Origin of the sequence: Prevotella jejuni (assembly GCF_900187995.1) — a bacterium.
Lineage (GTDB): Bacteria > Bacteroidota > Bacteroidia > Bacteroidales > Bacteroidaceae > Prevotella > Prevotella jejuni.
On the sequence record NZ_FZNZ01000020.1, the window covers coordinates 49783 to 71212 of the forward strand.

At 39.9% G+C, this 21430-nt stretch carries 15 protein-coding genes; 6 read left to right on the plus strand and 9 right to left on the minus strand.

Annotated features, from left to right (window positions below; translation table 11 throughout):
- Positions 1–12: 12 nt before the first annotated feature.
- A complete protein-coding gene (gene rpoC / locus CHB62_RS08885) occupies positions 13–4383 on the plus strand; it encodes a DNA-directed RNA polymerase subunit beta' (protein WP_089366552.1) in 4371 nt (1456 codons plus the stop codon).
- A 278-nt stretch (positions 4384–4661) separates the two neighbouring features.
- Complete coding sequence (locus CHB62_RS08890; protein WP_004361672.1) at positions 4662–4991, plus strand: DUF3467 domain-containing protein; 330 nt, start codon at positions 4662–4664, stop codon at positions 4989–4991.
- A 399-nt stretch (positions 4992–5390) separates the two neighbouring features.
- Here the strand turns inward: CHB62_RS08890 and CHB62_RS08895 are convergent, their stop codons facing one another.
- The 9 genes from CHB62_RS08895 to CHB62_RS08930 all read right to left on the minus strand — a co-directional run bounded on the left by CHB62_RS08895 (position 5391) and on the right by CHB62_RS08930 (position 16784).
- Positions 5391–6077 carry a four helix bundle suffix domain-containing protein gene (locus CHB62_RS08895; protein ID WP_176414861.1) on the minus strand — a complete coding sequence of 229 codons (687 nt, stop codon included), beginning with the start codon at positions 6075–6077 and terminating at the stop codon, positions 5391–5393.
- 329 nt (positions 6078–6406) lie between these two features.
- Positions 6407–7693 (minus strand): hypothetical protein, encoded by a 1287-nt coding sequence (locus CHB62_RS08900; protein WP_089366566.1) that lies wholly within the window; start codon positions 7691–7693, stop codon positions 6407–6409.
- Positions 7694–7709: 16 nt separating this feature from the next.
- On the minus strand, positions 7710–10529 hold the full coding sequence (locus CHB62_RS08905) for a TonB-dependent receptor domain-containing protein (protein WP_089366553.1): 2820 nt from the start codon (positions 10527–10529) through the stop codon (positions 7710–7712).
- Positions 10530–11167: 638 nt separating this feature from the next.
- Positions 11168–11845: a DUF8188 family protein gene (locus CHB62_RS08910; RefSeq protein WP_089366554.1), complete on the minus strand. Its 678-nt coding sequence runs from the start codon at positions 11843–11845 to the stop codon at positions 11168–11170.
- Positions 11846–12646: 801 nt separating this feature from the next.
- Entirely contained in the window at positions 12647–13234 is a 588-nt protein-coding gene (locus tag CHB62_RS08915) for a hypothetical protein (RefSeq protein WP_089366555.1), read from the minus strand.
- An 88-nt stretch (positions 13235–13322) separates the two neighbouring features.
- Entirely contained in the window at positions 13323–13448 is a 126-nt protein-coding gene (locus tag CHB62_RS15205) for a hypothetical protein (protein WP_254919373.1), read from the minus strand.
- A gap of 51 nt (positions 13449–13499) precedes the next feature.
- Positions 13500–14057, minus strand: a complete 558-nt coding sequence (locus CHB62_RS08920; RefSeq protein ID WP_089366556.1) for a hypothetical protein — start codon at positions 14055–14057, stop codon at positions 13500–13502.
- A gap of 110 nt (positions 14058–14167) precedes the next feature.
- Entirely contained in the window at positions 14168–15370 is a 1203-nt protein-coding gene (locus CHB62_RS08925; RefSeq protein ID WP_089366557.1) for a hypothetical protein, read from the minus strand.
- 223 nt (positions 15371–15593) lie between these two features.
- Positions 15594–16784 (minus strand): hypothetical protein, encoded by a 1191-nt coding sequence (locus CHB62_RS08930; RefSeq protein WP_089366558.1) that lies wholly within the window; start codon positions 16782–16784, stop codon positions 15594–15596.
- A 731-nt stretch (positions 16785–17515) separates the two neighbouring features.
- Between CHB62_RS08930 and CHB62_RS08935 the strand changes: the two genes are divergently transcribed.
- From CHB62_RS08935 to CHB62_RS08950, 4 genes are all read left to right on the plus strand, one after another.
- The gene (locus CHB62_RS08935) at positions 17516–18610 is read left to right on the plus strand and encodes a hypothetical protein (RefSeq protein ID WP_254919374.1); all 1095 of its coding nucleotides are present in this window, start codon (positions 17516–17518) and stop codon (positions 18608–18610) included.
- A 34-nt stretch (positions 18611–18644) separates the two neighbouring features.
- Positions 18645–19475: a PoNe immunity protein domain-containing protein gene (locus CHB62_RS08940; RefSeq protein ID WP_089366560.1), complete on the plus strand. Its 831-nt coding sequence runs from the start codon at positions 18645–18647 to the stop codon at positions 19473–19475.
- 66 nt (positions 19476–19541) lie between these two features.
- Positions 19542–20051: a hypothetical protein gene (locus CHB62_RS08945; protein ID WP_240616229.1), complete on the plus strand. Its 510-nt coding sequence runs from the start codon at positions 19542–19544 to the stop codon at positions 20049–20051.
- Positions 20052–20910: 859 nt separating this feature from the next.
- The gene (locus tag CHB62_RS08950; protein WP_089366561.1) at positions 20911–21216 is read left to right on the plus strand and encodes a hypothetical protein; all 306 of its coding nucleotides are present in this window, start codon (positions 20911–20913) and stop codon (positions 21214–21216) included.
- The last annotated feature ends 214 nt before the right edge of the window (positions 21217–21430 follow it).

The window sequence follows — 21430 nt, forward strand, 5'->3', positions numbered from 1 at the left end:
TAGAAGTAAAACATGGCTTTTAAGAAAGATAATAAAGTAAAGAGTAATTTCAGCAAGATTACTATCGGACTGGCTTCACCTGAGGAGATTCTCGAGAACTCTTTTGGTGAGGTAACCAAGCCAGAGACTATCAACTATCGTACCTATAAACCAGAACGCGATGGTTTGTTCTGCGAGCGTATCTTTGGTCCTACCAAGGACTACGAGTGTGCCTGCGGTAAGTACAAGCGTATTCGTTATAAGGGTATTGTCTGCGATCGTTGTGGTGTTGAAGTAACAGAGAAGAAAGTGCGTCGTGAACGTGCTGGACATATCGAGTTAGTTGTTCCTGTTGCTCATATCTGGTATTTCCGTAGCCTTCCTAACAAGATTGGTTATCTTCTCGGTATGCCAACCAAGAAGCTTGATGCTGTTATTTACTATGAGAAATATGTTGTCATCCAGCCGGGTGTCGTAGAGGGTATGAAGAATGCCGATACAGAAGAGGATTTAAATGGTTCTCATAAGTTCGACCTTCTTTCTGAAGATGAATATCTCGATATCCTTGATAATAAACTCCCAGAGGGTAATGAGCGTTTGGATGATTCTGACCCAAGTAAGTTCATTGCTAAGATGGGTGCAGAAGCAATTTACGACCTCCTCACAGGCATTGACCTTGATCGTTTGGCTGGAGAATTGCGTGACCGTGCAACAACTGACTCAAGTCAGCAGCGTAAGACAGAAGCTTTGAAGCGTCTGCAGGTTGTAGAGGGTTTCCGTCAGTCAATCGGTGTGAATAATCCAGAATGGATGATTATGAAGATTATCCCTGTTACTCCACCAGAGCTTCGTCCATTGGTTCCATTGGATGGAGGACGTTTCGCAACATCTGACCTTAATGACCTCTATCGTCGCGTTATCATTCGTAATAACCGTTTGAAGCGTTTGATGGAGATTAAGGCTCCTGAGGTTATTCTGCGTAATGAGAAGCGTATGCTACAGGAAGCTGTAGACTCACTCTTCGATAACAGTCGTAAGTCTTCTGCTGTAAAGAGCGAGAGCAACCGTCCTTTGAAGTCACTCTCTGACTCTCTGAAGGGTAAGCAGGGACGTTTCCGTCAGAACCTCCTCGGTAAGCGTGTTGACTATTCTGCGCGTTCAGTAATTGTCGTTGGTCCAGAGTTGAAGATGGGTGAGTGCGGTCTGCCTAAGTTGATGGCAGCAGAGCTTTACAAGCCATTCATTATTCGTAAGCTCATCGAGCGTGGTATAGTGAAGACAGTAAAGAGTGCTAAGAAGATTGTAGATCGCCGCGAGCCAGTTATTTGGGATATCCTTGAGAATGTAATGAAGGGTCACCCAGTTATGTTGAACCGTGCTCCGACACTTCACCGTCTTGGTATTCAGGCATTCCAGCCTAAACTTATTGAAGGTAAGGCTATTCAGTTGCATCCATTGGCATGTACAGCGTTCAATGCTGACTTCGATGGTGACCAGATGGCTGTTCACCTCCCATTGAGTAATGAGGCTGTGTTGGAGACACAGGTATTGATGCTTCAGAGCCATAACATCCTTAATCCAGCTAATGGTGCACCTATCACCGTTCCTTCACAGGATATGGTGCTTGGTCTCTACTATATTACAAAGATTCGTCCAGGTGCTAAGGGCGAAGGTCTTACATTCTACGGCTCTGAGGAAGCAATTATCGCTTACAATGAGAAGAAGTGTGACCTCCACTCACAAGTAAAGGTAATCGTTGATGACCTCGTTGATGGTAAACTCCAGAAGCGCATGGTTGAGACTTCAGTTGGTCGTGTAATTGTTAATCAGATTATTCCAACTGAGATTGGTTTCTTCAATGGTATCATCTCAAAGAAATCTCTTCGTGGACTTATTGCCGATGTAATTAAGGCTGTCGGTATGGCACGTGCTTGTGAGTTCCTTGATGGTATTAAGAACCTCGGTTACCGTATGGCCTACGTTGCCGGTCTTTCCTTCAACCTCGATGATATCATTGTTCCTGTTGAGAAGACAGATATCGTAGGTAAGGGTCAGAGTGAGGTCGACCAAGTGAAGGCTAATTACGAAATGGGTTTCATCACAGATAAGGAGCGTTATAATCAGGTAATTGATGCGTGGACACACGTAAACAATAACCTTAAGCAGGCCGTTATGAAGCACATGACAGAGGCCGACCAGGGTTTCAATGCTGTATATATGATGCTTGACTCTGGTGCCCGTGGTTCTGCTGACCAGATTGCACAGCTTGCTGGTATGCGTGGTCTTATGGCAAAGCCACAGAAGGCAGGTGCTGAAGGTGCTCAGATTATTGAGAACCCAATTATCTCTAACTTTAAGGAGGGTATGTCTGTGTTGGAGTACTTTATTGCTTCTCACGGTGCTCGTAAGGGTCTTGCTGATACGGCTATGAAGACTGCCGATGCTGGATATTTGACACGTCGTCTTGTAGACGTTTCTCATGATGTTATCATCAATGAGGAGGACTGTGGTTCACTCCGTGGTCTTGAGTGTCGTGCCTTAAAGAATGGTGATGAAACGATTGCAAGTCTCTATGAGCGTATCTTAGGTCGTGTGTCTGTTCATGATGTTATCAACCCTACTACAGGTGAGATTTTGGTTGCTGCTGGTGAAGAAATCACAGAATCAAAGGCCAAGGCTATTGAGGAGTCTCCAATCGAGATGGTTGAGATTCGTTCTGTACTCACTTGTGAGAGTAAGAAGGGTGTTTGTAAGAAGTGTTACGGACGTAACCTTGCTACAGCCCGTATGGTACAGATGGGTGAGGCTGTTGGTGTCATCGCTGCACAGGCTATTGGTGAGCCAGGTACACAGCTTACGCTTCGTACGTTCCACGCCGGTGGTGTGGCTGGTAATGCTGCAGCAAATGCAACTATCACAGCTAAGAATGATGCTAAGATTGAGTTCGACGAGCTTCGTGTCGTACCATTCGTTGACGATGAAGACAAGGAGTGTCAAATGGTTGTAAGCCGTTTGGCTGAAATTCGCTTCGTTGATCCAACTACAGGTATTGTCATGCTTACAGATAATGTTCCTTATGGTAGTTCTCTGTACTTCAAGTCTGGTGATACTGTTAAGAAGGGTGATTTGATTTGTAAGTGGGACCCATTCAATGCCGTCATCGTAAGTGAGTATGCTGGTATTCTCCGTCTACACGACGTGATAGAAGGTGTTACCTATAAGGCAGAGACTGATGATGCAACAGGTCTTACTGAGCGTATCATTATAGATTCACGTGATAAGACAAAACTTCCTACAGTTGACATTGTTAAGGTTGGTGCTAAGAAGGGTGCTGATGGACAGTATGCTGCATCTGATATCCTCGGAACATACAACCTTCCTGTAGGTGGTCACTTGGAGCAGATACTTCTCGATGGTGCTGAGATTAAGACGGGTATGACACTCGTTAAGATTCCACGTTCTGTTGGTGGTGCTGGTGATATCACTGGTGGTCTTCCACGTGTAACTGAGCTCTTTGAGGCTCGTAACCCATCTAATCCTGCTGTTGTATCTGAGATTGATGGTGAGATTACTATGGGCAAGGTGAAACGTGGTAACCGTGAGATTATCGTTACTTCTAAGACAGGTGAGCAGCGTAAGTATCTCGTAAGCTTGTCTAAGCAGATTCTTGTACAGGAACATGATGCTGTTCGTGCTGGTACACCATTGTCTGATGGTATTATCACCCCAGCTGATATCTTGTCTATCATGGGTCCTACCGCCGTTCAGGAGTACATCGTTAATGAGGTTCAGGATGTCTATCGTCTTCAGGGTGTGAAGATCAATGACAAGCACTTTGAGATTATCGTCCGTCAGATGATGCGTAAGGTACGTATCGATGACCCAGGAGATACTACATTCCTTGAGCAGGAGCTTATTGACAAGCTCGACTTTGCAGAAGAGAATGACCGTATCTGGGGTAAGAAGGTTGTTACCGATCCAGGTGATTCTGAGAACTGCTATAAGGGTCAGATCCTCTCTGTACGTAAGTTGCGTGATGAGAACTCAAGTCTTAAGCGCCGTGACCTCAAGCTCGTTCAGGTGCGTGATGCTGTTCAGGCTACTGCTACCCAGATACTCCAGGGTATCACACGTGCTGCTCTTGGAACAAAGAGCTTCATGAGTGCTGCTTCCTTCCAAGAGACAACTAAGGTTCTTAATGAAGCTGCTCTCCGTGGTAAGAGTGATAATCTTGAGGGTATGAAGGAGAACGTTATCTGCGGTCACCTTATCCCTGCTGGTACTGGTCTTCGTCAGTGGCAGAAGATTATCGTTGGTTCTCAGGAGGAGCATGAGCGCATGGAGGCAAACAAGAAGAATGTTCTTGATTTCTCAAAGCAAGAAGCAGAGGCTACGCAGGAGTAATCCTTAGCCTTTCATACATAAGATTAAAAGGGATTTGCAGTCTATTCTGCAGATCCCTTTTTTAGTTTTTATATATAGGCTTAAGTTGTCTAATGCGTATAAGCAAAAGCGTAATGTGTAGTTTAATCATTATGTGATTAGTAGTAACTCCTTATTTGTGTTCTCTCTATTGCCATGTATATATGAGGTAAAAAGTTTTGTTATTACATTTGGGCAAATGATAATAATGTATTATCTTTGCATTAGTAATAAAGTATTATCTAAATCTTTTAATTAAAATGGACAATAACAATCAGAATCAAGAGGGTCAGCAGTTACAGATTGATCTCTCACCAGAAATCGCTAAAGGTGTTTATACAAACTTCCAGATAATTTCTCATTCAAGTTCAGAGTTTGTACTTGATTTTGCTACACTTCTTCCAGGTGTACCAAAGGCAACTGTTACAAGTCGTGTTATCATAGCTCCAGAACATGCATTGCGTCTTCTTGCAGCTTTGCAGGACAATGTAGTTCGTTATGAGAAAGAGTTTGGTAAGATTGATCGCCATGAGCCAGAGCAGGAACCACGTACGATTGCTCCATTCGGTCCTGGTAAGGTTGATGCATAAACAGCTCTCTTTAAGGAATAAATGATGAAGCCGCCCAAGGTGTTGGGTGGCTTTGTTGTTTATATGGTAGGATGGTGTGGGATAGGAGAGCGGTGAGGGTCCTTCTGGTTATATTAGCGTCTCTAGGCAAGCTAGCGTCTCTAGTAAGCTAGCATTCCTAGCCGTGCTAGCATTTCTAGGCATGCTAGTATTCCTAGGCATGCTAGTATTCCTAGGCAAGCTAGCATTCCTAGCCGTGCTAGTATTCCTAGGCATGCTAGCATTCCTAGCCATGCTAGCATTTCTAGGCATGCTAGCATTCTTAGCCATGCTAAGCAATCAGCTTATTGGTTATTTGCTTTTACTGATGAGTCTGCCAATTCTGGCAGTCCTGCTTGTTTCTCTAAAGAAATACTCTTGTCATTTATTCTTCATTATTAATAACTCATTTCTTAGCCTCTCATTTTCAGCTTTCAGTTCATTGTTTTCTTCCTGTAGTCTTTTTATAAGTTCGTCTTGCTGCCTTCGATAGCCAGTTCGGGCAGCATACATTCGCTCTTTAATCCCTCCTTGTTCAATGAAAGCTTTCTGAAGATGTTCAAGATAGCGACACATCATTCGGTCAGTAATATGTAAGAGGGTTATAGCAGTATTACAGAACTCTTCTGCTGTCCACCGATAGATGAATGGTTTATAGGCAGCATAATCATTATTCACCCTGCAGAAATTGAGGAGAGGGATATAGCGAGGATGATTCTTTCCCCACAATTGAAGATGTCGCGATTTGATGTAATCTTCGTAATCAGCTCTTAGTTCTTGTAGACTGCTACGTGCTACATTAATAAGCTTCAGCTCCATTTCAGTAGACGTCACACCATCTTCTGTTCCTTCGATGATATTCTGCTTTCCCGACCGAGCCGCTTGTACCATCTGGTCAACTGTGCGGTCTCCATAGAGAGGAAGAAATCGTTTACAGAAGGAGAAAGTTAACTGATATAGAGTATCAGTCTTTTGATAGAAACGCAATGTCTTCCATTGTTGGTTCTTTCGTAGTATGTTTTTGTCCTCATTATTATCTTGAGCACTCTCAGGTAGGTTTGTTTTCATATAAATTGTTTTCTTTTGAAAGCAAAGATACAAAAAGAGAGGAATAAAGTCAATAGATGTCTTTCAAAAGTTATTCCTCCCATAGAATTAATAGTTAGCTTATAGCAACGTAGAAAGCATGGCTTAGATAATATAGGTACTGAGTTGATTATGACTTAATGACCGTTAGATTTCAAGAAGATATCTTTTTGAGGCCCTACAAACACTCCCTTGAAAACTCGTCAAGCACCTATTCTTATTTAGGTTTACACCTGTTTGAAAGATAAGAAAATAATAACGGACGCAGAGATTGTGCGTCCGTTACAGATAATATAGTTATATGATATGCTTTATAGCCCTTGGCTTTGTAGTTCTTTCTCAGGCATTGGCAGCCACTTAATCTTACGGTTTGACCAAGTTGTTGCAGCTGTTCCTTGTTCCAAACCACGGCGGATATCTGCAGTTCGTTCACCACGAAAAGCAAGGAAGATACGACGCAGAGCGGCTATCTGAGGGAGTGTAGGGACCGTTGATAGCTGACTTGCAGTATCATACTTCCCAATGACTTTGTTTACTTCTGTCAGTGCATCACCTGTCATAACACCCCTTACAATGAATTCTGCTTTGACGAGATGGATATCATTCTCGTCTGATATTGTCAATGTACCCTTTCTTGTTAAAGCCGAAGCATAAATGTTATAACGATTAGGGTTCTTCTTGTCGACACTTGCATGGGCCAGTGGAAGAGCTTTCTTCTCAGCATCTGTTGTTCTTGCAGCCTCTAATGACGGACTTACCTGTACGTCACGAGTATTAGGACCAATCGCACTGTAAAGAGGGTTATCAGTCCCATCATTGTTATAGATAACCTCTACGCTCTCACCATCTTTCAGTGCATCTCCTATCAAGGACTTTGCTTCAGCATACTGTCCAAGGTGCATAGCGAGTTTCAGTTCATAGGTTTTTATCTGTCTACTGGCAGCTTCATTGTCAAACCCCCTATAGTTCTTCAGTGCGTCAGACTGAACCTCTTTCAATGCTGCTTCATACTGTTCTTTAGCTTGATTTAGCATCGCTTCGTGTGACACCACAGTCTTGTTAAGGATGACAGAACCACCTTCTGCCGCAGGAGTGGTAGAGAACGACTCTGCAAGCAGTTGAAGTGCATAGCCAGCATGGAGGTGTCCCACGTATTTGCCGTATGCCTTTATAATCTCAGTCTGTTCAGCGTTAGCTCCTGTTATCTGACCTGCAATCTCTGACAGTTCGACACTTCGAGCATAGTAGTTATGTATTTTATTCCACAAGTCACTTTGTGTTCCCGATGTAGGGGGGAGGTTGTCTGTTGCTATCTGGCGGTAAAGGAGAGCATTAGGAATTGTCCCTTCAGTCAGTTCGTCGACTGTCGTACCTAATGCGAGGAAGGCTGCTGAAGCTGCATCACCCTGTAGTGTCTTCACATAAGCAGTCAACGGACCATCACTGATAGTATTTGTTTGGACGATAGCAATCATCGCGGACTTATTCAATTGTTCTTTTGTAAGTGTATTATTTGGCGTCCCTGCATTCTCTACCCAAGAGTCGCAGCTTGTGAGCAGTAGTGCGAGGGCGAGGAGGGTATATATTGACTTCTTCATTGTCATGTGTTCTTTATTATAATGTGAAACTTAGCGTTGCTGTGTAAGTACGCGGGTGAGGCGTGTTGGTGATGTCACGTGACAAGCTTCCGATACCTCTTTGTTTACGTGTTCCACCATTGCCTTCTACTTGAGGGTCAGCACCTGAGTAGTTGGTAAGGACAAACACGTTCTGTATAGCAAAGGAGAAACGCATACCATTAACGACATTCTTTGTTAGCTTACGTGAGAGTGACGAAAGGTCATAACCTAAGTAAAGGGTCGACAGACGTAGGAAGTCGGCTTTCTCTATGTAGTTTGCTCTATAGCGTGCACTATGAGCTAACTCCTCAGCTATCTGATTGTATTCTGCTGTCCCTACTGCGGTGTTAGCCAATGCTTGCAGTTGATCGTTACGTTTCTTGAGGTTATCGCCCAATCCCGATACGTTATAGAAACTTTGGTTATAGACTGATGCCCCTAATGCATAGTTCCATTTTGTTCCGAAAGTGATGTTCTTAAATAGCTTCAAATCGAAACCAAACGAGCCATTGACCGATGGGAAGGGTTTACCAAGATACTGATAATCCTTGCTTTCTATTGCTCCTATATTTGCATTATATGTACCATCAGCATTGAAGGCTGGCTTCTCTACTGTATGATAATAGAATGCATAAACCGGTTGACCTTCTTTCACGACATTAGGATAGTTGTCGATATCCCTTCCACCAGTGTCAGTCACCTTATTCATCTGATAGTTAAGGTTTGCATATACATCAAGAGAATGACGATTGGCTTGCCTCCATAGATTTCCATTGTAGCTTAGCTCAAGTCCATGACCCTTTACACGTCCAACGTTGCGAGGGATACTTCCAATCCATCCATCACTCGAAAGGAGTTCATCATAGATAATGGCATCCGATGTGTACTGCGCATAGAGTGTCAGACTTAGCGTATGGTTGTTACGAATAGTCCAGTCTGTTCCCAGTTCAATCTCCCTCATGCGCTCTGGTTTAATGTCTGGGTTTCCTTTGTATTGTGGCTTGACAATAGGACCGTAGGCGCTGGTTCCACTCATCACGTAGGATGTGCGGGCATCTGTAGGATAGGGGAGTCGACCACTCTCACCGTAGGCAATGCGGAACTTTTGGTTCTTGAGGTTGTATGACGCACTTAAAGAAGGATAGAAGATACTTGCCACATTCCTACCAATGAGGTTGGATGCGTCACGTCTTAGGCCTGCATTAATAAACAGTCGGTTGTCATAATTCAAGAAGGCCTCGCCGTAAAGACCCCATGTTCGTTGCTCAAAGGTCGATTCTGTCACCGTCCGTTCGGTAGCAGCTGATAGGTTATCAATATCACTTCTAAAGCGTGAAGCCGATATACTGTTCAGTGTTTCATACTGACGTGCAATCTGTGAGAGAAGCGTAGCCGTGAGGTCCCATCTGTCTGCAAGGTGGAATTTACGAGTGGCTTTTATGTCCCAGTTAAAGTTAGAGTTTCGTCGGTTGCTAATATTCTTTGCTCCCTCTGCGTTATTACCTAACTTATAGCCGAATGGCAGACGATAGATACCTTCTGTATGGTTGATGTCTGCTCCGATGATAGTCTCAATCTTTACGTCGGCTGGTAACATATAACTCAGACGTAGGTTACCGATGAAACGGTCGTTCCCGTAGGTCCAGCTCTGTGCTCTCCACGTGCTTTCATCCACGTATGGCCAAGGAGTTTGATTAATCATAAGATTCCAAATGGCATCGTATCGGCCCATTGCTGTCTGCGGCAGACTGATGTTTCCATGTATGTAAGAGGCTGTAGCACCAAGAGAGAAGCGACCAGAACGAAGGTCATAAGCCATCTTTGCACTATGACGCTTGTCTTTGTTGCCTGGTACAATACCCGCTACATCGTTCATATTGTATGAGAAGAAAAGGTTTTGATTTCCCTTGAAGGCCTTTGACACTGACGTGTAAATTGTCTTCTGCCAACCTGTCTGAAAGAAATTGTTGATGGGGTCGTTGTTAACAAACTGGTCGTATTTCTTTGCAAGGGTGGCTGCACCTAACGACATCTTCACCTGTATATCGGCCTTTCTATTCTCCGCATTAGACATCTTGCCACGTTTAGTTGTGATGACAATAACACCGTTAGCGGCTTCTGCACCATAGCTGGCAGCAGCAGAAGGACCTTTGATGACATCGATAGAGGCTATGTCGTCAATGGTTAAGTCGTTGAGTGCACTGAGCGCATCTTGCGAGCTATTGATGTCTGAGATGTGCGAACTGTTGTATTTGACACCATCTACATAGATAATAGGGTCACGCTCCATGCTCATTGTTGCACCACTACGCATATTGAAACGGATAGGCATTCCCACCTTACCGTTGCTCTGATACATTTGGACGCCACCCACCTTACCGTCAAGCATGTCGCTGAGAGAGTTGGTATGGGCATTCTTGCTAAGGTTAGACATGTCAATATGGTCTACCTTACTTCCCAGTGCTTTCTGACTGCGAGCACTGGAAATACTGGCAGTGACCTGTACCTCTTGAAGGTCTATACCAGGAATAAGACCGATGGTTGGCTGACCTTTTAAGGTTTGTGCCTTAATGTCTTGTTCCTTAAAACCTATATAACTGATGTGGAGGGTCTGGTCGTCGTTTGTATTCAGAGAGAAGAAACCATCTTCATCCGTGACGGCTTCTATGTCCTTCTGGCCTCTCACGACAGCACCAATAATTGGTTCTCCTGTGTCTTTATTAATAACACGCGCCTTGTACATAGTCTGCGCATTCAAACTAACAGTAGAGGTGATTGCTAATAAAGCAATGCCTCGTTTGAAATTTTTTATCATGAAATGGATTTGGGTTACCCTTTAAAAATACTATTTAGACTATCTTTTCTAAAACATAATCTAATCTGTGGCAAAGATAACCTTTTTGTCTCGATGACACAATACCTGAAAATTGTGATTTCTAAGGACTGTTAGATGGGCTTATGTCTTGTTATCTCGATCAGTTATTAGTTTCAATTCCCTTTATTTCTACGCCTTATTTGGTCTCCTAACATCTTAGATACTAATGGCCCAAAGGAACTATAACGACTTTGTCCTACCTTAAAAATGATGTTCCAAACAGTCCTCATATCTTCAGAGTCCGTCTTTCTTTAAGTTTTGAAGGGCTGTAGACTCAAAAGTCAAGTGCGGTCTTAATGACTCTGATGAGAGTATTTACCTTCATTAAAATGGCTCTACTCTATCCATGAAGTTGTTTACATTCATATAGCCTATGAACCCCCTTTCTGCTAATTGTGCCTTACAACGTTAGTATTCTAAGCTCATTCATGGGTAGCACGGCCTTCTTCAAAGAAAGACGTGATGCAGAAAAGCTATCACTTAAACGCAACTGTCAATTTCTCAAATGGTTCAAATGTTATTTATTCTATCCTGTCTATCCAATTTAAGAAATCTTCTCAGGCTCCATATCAACTTCTTTACTCATTCAAACCCAGCCGCTCCATGTCCCTGCCATAAAGCCTCTCAAACTCCTTAGGCTTCAGTCCGTGGGCAAGGTAGAGCTCTACAAAACGCTTATTGACCGAAGGTTTAATCGTAAGTAGGTCTGTTTCACTTGCACAAGACTCTAAACCGGTTAAGCTCTTTATAAAGAAAATAGGCAAAGGGTTGTCTTTTGTTCCATAAGAAGGGTCATGCCACTGTGTTCGATTGACGTATGCAGAAATCGTTTTGGAGTCGTAAATTATACTTGATCTTTCTTTCTCTACGTCATACCAGAATTTCTCATCCGTCTCACTTTGTACTACGTTATATCCTCCAATAAATGAAATAACAGCCAGATACCTCTTGTATTTAGGAGAGTAGAAGCATATCTGTGAATAAGTAGAGACCTCGGTGTGTGCCGTTCCTGCAAACCAAGCACGTGAAGTGAATGTTTTGTGTATTGGTGTTATCGCTGTGACAAAGGGTATAGGGACCACTATCGTATCCGAATTCTGAATGTATGTGTCTGCATAAGGTGTAGCAGCTTTATTGCCGCCGAGGGTAAACTTTGCAATAAGACTGACAACCAGTGGTGTTGCTACGGTAAGTGCAAACACCGTTCCAAGGTTAGAGGCTATCGAAGGAATCCTTGATCTGATAAAGTCATTCATTGTCTTATGGTTTTGAAAGCTCCGCCGCTTAGGTGCTACTAAATGTATGCAAGCACTGTCAAAGGTATTCATTCCTACAGAAATAACAGTCGTTATCGTATATTCTTTAAGACTTTTTAGCGTAGAAGGCTGTCCTCACCTTCGCAATCCATCGGAATAGAGAGAGGAATAGAATGTGAGATAGTCTTTGTAAGACTGTCGATAGAAGGCGTAGGAACGTCAAATGTACAAGTAGGAATTGTAAGGATATTTCTTAGCCTACTCCCCTATACATTCGAAGAAAGGCTGAGCTTGATGGAAGAAGAGGCCCTTCTGTGTTCAAGAACATGCCCTTCTTGCCTATTGAAGACGCCCTTCTTGGGGAAAGAAAGGCGTCTTCTTTAGCATTGTTTGTAATGGCTTGACTTATTGAAAGTTGCAAGTTCCGCATGCGAGGGTGATGTGTTCTTGTTTAGTGGGTGTTTAGTTCAATGTAATGTAATGATTTTTTACGTTCTTGTTAGTTCTTCTAACTTGTGACAAAAACGCCGAGACACCGTCATGAAGATACTGATAAGTGAAGTAGATTATTTCATTTTTTTACAGAGTAAACTAAAAGTTTGCTACGTAATACACTTTAAGACTATAAGGAGTATTTGGAAAACACTCGAGTAATCAGGAGGATGTTTTATGGCATAGGCCAATGATATTTCCAGTTCAGAAGGCTAATAATCATCAAACCTATGGTTTTGGGATAGAGTTTATTAAGCGATACCATACAGAGAGAGTACGTTTCAATCTTGAGTTTGAGAACTGTCATCCTTATATTACAGTCAAAGCTTCAAACGTTAAGAATGTATGATCGAAGTTTAGTCGCATTATTTGGTCTTTGTAATCGTCTGAAATCACGATATTAAAGGCACCATCCCACTCTTGTAATCGGAATACTTTCGTTTGAGGTGGGATATGGTCCTTTTTTAAGACAGGTTTGATGAAGAAACGAGCTCGCTTATTTTTCCACTTTGCAGGGTTTATATTCTTAGGCCAAGGATCAATCTCTGACAAATCCCAATCAACACAGTCTATTGAACGAAAGTTATTCAATAATAGGTATTTACTATCCGAGTTCTTACTCTCAACAGCTATCATATTATTATCAACATTAAGCGACATGATATCTATTATCGAATGGTCAAACAATATGAAATCTGCTCCAATTGAATTTATAGGAGCTTTCTGGCCCTCTCGGAGAGCCATACACTCAATGTGCTTTCCGCCTTTTAATAAGTCCGGATAGCTGAATAGCCTCGTACTTGACATCTCTATACCGTCTATCCAAAGTGAAGATGAAAGGTTCTCATACGTTGACCATTTCCTACTGCTTGGGTTTATACCTAACTTATAATACATTCTAAATATAATTTAGTGTTCTTTTCTCGTTCTGTTAAGAATATTTCTGTTATCTCAAGAGACTTTTCTCAGGTACTTGTCCGTAATATTATGCTATGAACGGACTTCTTCCTATCTTCTGTTCATCGCTGGTATAGGCTATATTCCATTCCCAGTTATTGCTGTAATCATAGTCTATAACCCTCTTTATTCTTTTAGGATATATTACTATCATTTACTCTTGTCATTAGAAGAAATGATGGTTTCAGCATACTAAGAACGTGAATTATGAATACTGCCAAAAGCCTGCCATTATTTTACCAGTTTTGTTATGCTTGTACAAATATATTGCACCATACCCCAAGATATAATTTCCAGAAAGTAAATCCTCGGGATAGTAGTCTTCATCTATTTGTAAATAGAAGGTGAACCCATCCTCTTCTAATCTCTTAAAATAGTAATCCTCGTCTTGAATTAACTTAGGATTTGGAGCTTGTGTAACGAAATCAAAAGTCTCATTCTCTACCTCTTTATACCCCATAAGAGATGACCTATGAAGTCTTTCCAACGTGTAAGAACGATTTTCACTCTCATCTGAAAACGAATGAGTAAACACCTTTAATGAGCAGTTGGGATAAATATTATTGGCTATCATTGCATCATAGCTGTCGGGTATTAATATAGATATATATTCATTAGGATTGTCAGGCTTTTGAATTGTCATGTAATATTTAAAGCCTTCTATATCTTTCTTTTTATCAAGAAAACAAATGGGTATATTGCCTCCTATCCTACCTATTCCTGCAGATGATGAGTCTAAATTAATATTGGCGACCTTGTTCATAATTAATTATGTTTGGCTATTTGCGGATTCTTAGTAGCTGTCTATATGCTATAAAAGAATTTGATTTATTGTTAAGGAGTAAAACAGAATACATATAAAATTCTTGTTATTTACTCTGGGTCTGGTCCGTCTGCTTCGTCTGAAAGCCCTTCTTGTTCCATCTCTTCCATTATTTTAGGACTACTGATACCAAAGTATTTATGTGTACGTGCATATTGATAAACCTCTTTACAGCGGAGCATTATCAGACAAGTCCATGGCATGGGGTCCCATAGGTTTGATGTGATATACTGTCGATACTTCTCACGCATCTTATGTTCAGAGTTTGCGAAATAACAAAAGATTTGTGCCTTCTGTTGAAGGGTAAAGTGCTTACTATTCATTTCATTCTCATCTCGTATAAGATCATATATGTAATTGGCAAAATGGTCATCATAATAGTCATGCTTTTTGCCTGTAGTATTATTCTCAATGGTCTCTATCAATAATGTATGTGCTATTATATTGTTGTTGGGAGCTTTATCAAAGATTCTATTTACAAAGTCAAATGGCTCATCTTCATGCCTAAGAAAATACCATTGGTTAAGTTTTGGACTTTGATAATAACGGTATGTAGAAAATAGATCATCTAAGATGTCTACTCCATTATAAGGCGTTCCAAGGCCGTCATCATCCCCTTGCGCCTGTAAGTTTTCTAATAGTTTGAAAGCCTTCATATCGTCATAGAAGATGAAGTCGTTTAGTGCTTTAATTTGTTGAAAGACCTGTGATTTTAGTTTTATCTTATCTCCCTCTATGGATAAAAGGTCGCGTAGTAACCAGTTGTAAGTTATGAATCGGTCTTTATAAATCGCATAATAGGGTAGGGCAAAGCTGAAGTCACCATCGCTTCCAATTCCCTCATAGCCTTTTGTCTTATCCATTTTCAATCGAGTCCCAAAGACATATTTGACCCTTTCTTGGAACAGCTTTGAAGAAGGTTGCTTGTAGCTATGAGTAGTAAGATAGTATTCTACCAAGGGAATGGTCAGTTGGAAGTCTGTCTCAGTAGGCATATATTGGGGCGTGGACTGGTCATCACGGAAGTCACCTCCATTCCATGCATTCTCTTGTAATGCTATATGTTTTAGCAAGGTACCTTTGTCAATGCCCATCTCTTTTAACCTTTCCATACTGATTATGCTGTCATAATGAACATGTGATGCCTTATGTGTCTGCATAGAAACAATGTTCATGCGCTTTGTCTTTTCAGTACAATGAACAAGCATAGTTGTCAGTACTAACAAAAGGGCTAAATCTAATACTCTTCTCATCTCTCTTTTTCTTTGAATAACCTACTGCAAAAGTATAAAAACAATATCGAAAGGGGTTGTGCTCAATCAAATGGAAACCTTTTCAACAGACACAAGTAACGTGTGCGAATATAGTTAATCTTGTCTTGTCTCAATGCTCCTATAATGACCATGTTCATCTGTTCTGTCTTATATCCTTGTGTTGACTCCCATGTGATAAGATGAATTATGCATCATTGTTGTTCTACTTGTTGTCTATAGGAGGATTTAGGTCTAATCCTTCCCGTTCTATTTCATTCATCATTTTAGGACTGCTGATACCAAAGAACATGTGTGCACGTGCATACTGGTAGACTTTCTTACAGTTGGTCATTATTACATACGTCATAGATGTTCGGCCCCAGTTGGCTGATGGAATATAATCAGCATATTTGTTGCGCATCTTATATTCTGAATTTGCCAGATAACAGAATATTCGTGCTTTTTGGTCTATATTAAATTGTGCGGCGTTCATTCCATCTTCATCTTGTAACACTTGATACACATATATTAGGAACTTCTCATTGTAGAAAGAACTGTTCTTGCCTGTTGTATTCCTCTCAATAGTCTCTATCAGTTCTGGGTGAACGATTAGGTTGTTCCCTTTCCCTTTGTCAAAGATATAGTAAAGGAAAGCAAAAGGAGTCTCCTTTTCCATATTAAAGAACCATTGATTCAATTCAGGACTACCAAAATAAGAGTATTCTTTTAATAAATCCTCTAACATTCGGGAGTTGTTGTAGTAATCACCAATGTCGTCTATCTCCCCTTGATATTGATACCGCTCTAATTGTTTCAATGCGTCTGTATCATTATAAATCAAGAACTTGTTTAGTAATAGGATTTGTCGTAGGACCCCATTCTTTAGGCTAACATTATTGTTTTTGATAGTAATTAAATCACGGAGTGGCCAATTGTAAGTAATAAAGCCTTTCTCACTCACGGCATAGAATGGATTAGCAAAGTCATAACTAATATCATCTTTAAGGCTTGTAAGCAACACTCCAGCCTTTAGACTCTTTCCAAAAACCTCCTTTATCCTTTTTGTGAATAACGCTTTTGAAGGTTTCTTACATCCATGCGTATATAAATAATGCTCCACCAATGGTATTGTCAAGAGGAAATCCTCCCGTGTTGGCTCATATCTCGGCTTGGATTGATCATCTCGAAAGTCACCACCATACCAAGCAAGTTCTTGAAGTTTTAGGTGCTTTAAAAGTTCCCTCTTGTCAATACCCCAATATCTTAAAGAATCCTTTGTCATTCCCTCTTGTTTGTTATTCTCACTGACCTTTTTGTTAGACATCTGAGAAACAGGTTTTGCAGGCTCTGATTTACACTGTGAGAATGTGACAGTGTAAACCATTAATATTGCTATCAATACTATTTGTTTCATATTCTATTTTTTTGAGCGGTGGGTGATAAAGGGATAAAGGATGCGACGTTTTCTTTTTTAATTCTCCTCATCATGCCCAAGTTAAATGATGAGCATGTAAACTTAAACTCGTTTTGTTAACATCACAGGAATGTCTATTGGTAGGATTCAACAAGCATGTGCAAATTTAGAAAATCTTTTTATATTAGCATTGTGTTGTTGATATAAAATCTTCTAATGACTTGTTATGACATAGATGGATGTTGAATTATAGCGTAGTGTTTAGTCTAAGTTCGCATTTACATGTTATATTTACAGTTCGAATCTTTAATGTTTACTCGTGGTAAATGGGGAAGAATGTATCAGCTCTATGTCCCATTGTCTGCTCAATCCAATGGCCATGACTTGCCTATCATACTAAAAAAACATCATAAGGAGTAATGTTCTTATATTTTATTACTATCTTTGTCATGCTTCGTAGAACTGTTCTATTATCGTTTAGCACCATAAAGTTAGTGTGGATTCTACGGATAGCAAACACTGGAGGACGCATAGCTCTTCAAAAACTTATAATATTTGGTTGCCGAATTAAGGCTTATTTAATCATATAAAGTATGGAGAAGAAATTTTTAATAATAATATTATTATTATTGATAATTAGCTGTAAGAATACAAGTCAGAAATATCCAAGGAAGAGCCAAAAGGTTGAGACAAGAAAAGGACAAGTCCAATCAACACTTAAACTTTCGCCAATGGAAGAGCAATTGATAAGAGATTATTATGAAATAGAAGAGCCAGAAGGCATAATAGTGCAGCCCAATGATATGCAGGTGAAATGTACTGACCTGGCTGTTCGTCTGATTTGTCAGGAACTTATAAGAAGGGGGTTCAAGCCTCTTCCTTCCCAGGAAGCCTATAAAAGGGTATATCAGATATTCGGAGTCGATTTGAATAAACGTCCCGAAGAACTAATACAGGAGGGTTTCTGGATATATACAGGTAAAAGGAACACAAGGGAACGAAATATGCAAAAGAATATCATGGCTTTGAAAACGGTCCCTGATGGTCAGACCTTTGGTGCCTTTTGGGATTTACAGACGTTCGTACCTCAATACAATTGTATAATTCTTTCACCCTCGCTCGATCAAGTTGTTACCATAAAAGGAACTGTTAAAGGTGCAGATGGGGAGGAATACATGGATACAGAGAAAGGCAAGATCGTCTATTCCTTAGATAAGAGTATCTTTTACAGAAATCAGTTCATCTTCCACGACAGCAAGGATGCACTCACTTGGCTTATGAATAATGATAAGGACTTCCTTCGTGATTTGTTCCTGAAATACGGCTATGACAAGTCTGATGTAATCAATAAGATGATGATAGATGAAGTGAAAGGGGAGGAAGAACTCCCTATAGGAAAAGAATACAAGAAACTCTTTGTTTCAAAAGGTATGGATGGAAGGCTTCTCATTCATCAAGCACTGCTGCAGTATATGTTGAAACATGCTAACAGACAGAACCTATATTACTGTATGTTGGATGAATATTTATCATATTTGTTGGATTTAGAAAATGAACCAGAGTTCGACAACCTGACAAAGGAAGAAAGATATAAAGCTGGTGCATACATCGGATATTATTATGGTCTGATGTATGAGAAATGTATAGGGACACCTTGTGATAATCAAAGTTTTGGATATGCCCTGTACTATCAGAAAGACTTTATTTCATACATCAAGAAGAATAATTACTTCCACCTAAAGGACTTCGATAAGATAATACAAATTCAATATGACCGGTATCAGGAAGGAGTTGAGATAGAAAGACATCGTATGTCTGGTGAATAGTATAACCTTTTAATCATTTAAATAGTAATAATTTATGAGACTATTAAATCCTTTCTTTAGCCGTTCTAAGCGGGAACAAGATAAACCTATCAGGGATAAATTAAAGGGCAAAAAGTACTTTGAAAAGATGCTGAGTATTAAGTTAGGTGAAATAGCAGATGATGAAAAGTATATACAAAAAGAAAGAAATAGCAATGATGGAATCGTACGACCTTTTTTATATTGGTGCTCTGCTGTGGATCATATACGGGCAATAGAAACAAATTACTCTATGGGTGAAGATATAGGACAATTAAGAAAGTTATACACAAGGTCATTGGATAATTATATACTTGGAGCTAATTTTAGGAATCCAACGTATGCAGATGATTTAGATAGAATATCATTAGGAATACTATTAGACATAGATAATACAGCTTTTAATCGTTTGGCTGACTATGTGCTGCAGATGGATGGGCAGGCTAAATCAGTAGGCTGGACACCTGATCAGTTACTTTGGTTTCTGCTGAACGCTCGATTGGGAGATGATAAGAAACAAACGTATGCAGATAAACTTGCTTTCCCTAAGTTATATAAAGGACTTTTTAAGTTAACGAAGATAATAGATACACAAGAAGCAAAGAAAGCTCTTGAGGATTATATAGGGAAATGGTATAATCTAAATAAAGATGCACCTTGGCACGATAATCATTTGATGAAGTACTGTTACCGAGGCTATTGGGCATGGGAGGTTGCAGCTGTTGCAAAGATAATGCACATCGATGATTCTGACCTTAGGGACAATCCGTTTTATCCTTATGATATGGTTCATTGGAAGGACAACGTAACAACTGAGGGGTATCAACATAACAGTTATTCTCGTTAAACTATATTCGTCAAGTCTTGAGGGCATTACTATTAAAAGAAAACATTGTAGTAGAAAGGAATTATTATGAAGATTTTGACAATTATTAGAGATTGTGGTCGACACATTAAATGGTTGGGGCTTTGCATGTTTCTTATGTTATCTGTCCAATCCTGTGATACGGGATTTGTGCTTCCGTTAGATAACAGCAAGTTTAGCTATGACATTTCTGTATCGGAGAATAATAAGGTTAAGGTTAGTGGTATGTACTTTATTGGCTGGCATTACCTAATCTTTGATTTAAAAGGAGAATATGTAATCAATCCTGATTCCTTAAAATTGGGTTTTTCTGATAAGAATATAAGGGTAGGAAAATCATATCCCTATTCTGCAATTGATACATATAAAAAAAACAATACATACGTAAAGAATCGTTTAGTTCTTGTACAGTTAGGTTATGAGCGTAAAGATGAGGTGCATAAGCTCAACGATTCTTTAGCTCTATTTGTATTACCATCAGATTTCATTATGAGAAATGACAAAAGAGTACTCACTGATTCGTTAAGAATAGTATTGAGGAGACCGAAGAGAAAATAGAAGTGACGATTAACTTTTTTAATATTTTTTGTTCTTCTAACGAAGGGTATTTAACAAACATACTTAAATGCAGTGTAAGTTTTCAACATAACACTGGCAAGATAATATTAAGGTATATTGCAATGTTTTCTTCGATAACAATTAGGATTAATCCCTTCAATATAGAGTATTATTTCGTACTATTGGAACTCGTAGAAACCACTTTCGTATTTGGGTCACGAATGTATGTATCTGGCTCTATAACGAATCGTGTGGGTAATCATAGAGAACTCAGATAAAAATATTACCTTTGTCTTATGAATATTACCGAGATATTTACACAGGTTTTATGCCTATCAGAAGCAACTTGTTAAAAGGAGGGTAAGGGGATTCGTAAATACAGAAAGCTTTAAGAATATGGTCTATTCCATAAAAGGGGAGCTTAAAAAGGATTACCCACACGATTCGTTATAGAGCCTTTTTTGTAGAACTCGTATTTTGATATTTGAAAATTTAGTGTAAGCCAACCAGCAAGTGCAAAATTATTTTTTGTTTTCTTTTAGAATATTGCGGAAAATTTATATCTTTGCAACTGGGCATACTATGTGCTCATACATTTTGGTAAAAAGAGGCGTTATGCCCTATTCTTGTATGTACGAAGCCTGAGAAACTTCCAAACAATGTGACAAGAAAGGTCGTAATGGTCTCCACGCATATAGCGTGGGGCTGTTATTCCCACATCTGTCACAAAAGGTTTTCTCAGGGCCTGTACATTAAGACGTGGAGCATACAGTTCCACGCTTCTGCATAAATACACTAATACCCAATAGGAACTGTAAGGGAATAACAGTTGCGCCCGACACGAATCAGGGAATTTATTATGATTTCTGATGTAATTAGAAAAGGTAGTTTTTATCAAACCCTAAACGAAAGTGGAAAGAAGATTAAAGAAATCCATCAAAATTCTGTTGGAGAGTTACAAGGATTTACAGATAGATTTATTGTTTTTCGTAAAGGGAGTTTTTTCGCAACTTATGATGAGAACTTTAAAAAGATTAAAGAAATCCATCAGAACTCTGTTGGCATTTTCAGAGGTGCGGCAGGACAAAATATGACTTTCATAAAAGGGAGTTTTGCTGTAACTTTTGATATAATGTTTAAGAAAATTAGCGAAAGACACATTTAAATAATATTAACCAGCAGAGGGATATATGTGTGTAACTTTGCTGGTTTACCTATTTGCTTATGGAATCATTTACTAATATTTCTGCAATACTCTCTGGCAAGAGTATTACAGTACCTAATTATCAACGAGCTTATTCCTGGGATACAGATAGCTCAAACAAAAGCCACAAACAAGTCAATACATTCTTGTCAGATTTACAAGATTATGTAAATAG